This window comes from Vibrio sp. Vb1554, from assembly GCF_033344235.1.
On the sequence record NZ_JAWPOJ010000239.1, the window covers coordinates 1 to 1281 of the forward strand.

Sequence of the window (1281 nt, forward strand, 5' to 3'; positions counted from 1 at the left end):
TCAATTAAATAGTTAACAATCTGTTTTTGCTTATTTTTAACCCAACAATGACCTGTTAATTGTATTTAACCGATAAATACTGCTGAACAGAATCGATTGAAACAAAGCGATATGTGACCAACACTTTCTCGAATATGAAACAGATATAATGAACAGAACCCCCTAGGATACTGAGCACATTACAAAGAAAGGTCTTGTTATGAAGAAAACATTATTGGCGTCACTCGTATGTGTAGTGGCTTTAGCTGGATGTAATCAAAAGGAAGAGACCGAGGCACCTGCCCAATCGCAACAGGAAGCGAACCCAATCTGTAACTTAGAAAAACTGCCCGGCGGATGGTCGCAAAGTGACATGACCGATGAAGCGCAACCATTGCTTGATGTGGTACTCGCGCAAATGAACACTTCCGCTAAGTTAAAGCAAATCCTCAGTGTTCGCACTCAGGTGGTAAGCGGCATTAATTACGCGATTGAATTTGAAATGGATAATGGCGAAATCTGGAATACGATTGTCTACCGCTCGTTAGACGACGAAATCAAGATGACGCAACCTGCAAAACTTGGACGCTTCTGCTCATAATATGCAGACATAAAAAATGGCTCCCGATTGGAGCCATTTTTATTCACGATGTTCTGTTCAGCCCATCACATTCATCAGAACTAAGCCGTGGCGATATTAGCTTTAGGCAACTTAATCGAAATCAACGTTGTCAGCGCCAAGAAAGCGAAAGAGACCCACAAACACGCCGCTAGTCCAGCTTCTTGGTAAATCCACCCCGACAATACCGTGCCAATCAAACGTCCCATGGCGTTGGCCATGTAGTAAAAACCGACATCCAACGAGACGCCGTCGCCTTTGGCATAGCTCACAATCAGATACGAATGCAGCGAAGAGTTAATGGCAAAGACCGCACCAAAAATCATCAGCCCAACCACAATCACGATTTCCGGCTGCCAACCAATTTGTACTCCGTAAGCAATCCCGCCCGTGATTAAGGCAAGAATCCCCGCCCACACCAATGCCGCACTTCCATCAGGCACGCGACCTTGCGCTTTACCCGTAATGCGCGGCGCAAAACCTTGCACAAAGCCATACGCGATCACCCATGATGCTAAAAAGCCACCAACCCACAAGTGATCCCAGCCAAATACGCTGCCGAGATAAACCGGCAAAGCCACCACAAACCAGACATCCCGCGCACCAAACAGGAACATGCGCGCTGCGGACAAGATGTTGACCGATTCAGACTTAGAAAAGATGTGGCTAAACTTAGGCTTATT

The 1281-nt window shown here is 46.1% G+C and carries 1 protein-coding gene and 1 pseudogene; one reads left to right on the forward strand and one right to left on the reverse strand.

Annotated features, from left to right (window positions below; translation table 11 throughout):
- The first annotated feature begins 199 nt into the window (after positions 1-199).
- On the forward strand, positions 200-580 hold the full coding sequence (locus tag R8N28_RS25280; protein WP_024702536.1) for a cystatin family protein: 381 nt from the start codon (positions 200-202) through the stop codon (positions 578-580).
- Positions 581-660: 80 nt separating this feature from the next.
- On the opposite strand, the pseudogene R8N28_RS25285 reads toward R8N28_RS25280, so the two are convergent.
- Positions 661-1281, reverse strand: a pseudogene (locus R8N28_RS25285) (MFS transporter); the annotation flags it as partial.

Coding starts and splice junctions, on each gene's coding strand:
- R8N28_RS25280 (WP_024702536.1), top strand. CDS start 200: ATGAAGAAAACATTATTGGCGTCACTCGTATGTGTAGTGGCTTTAGCT.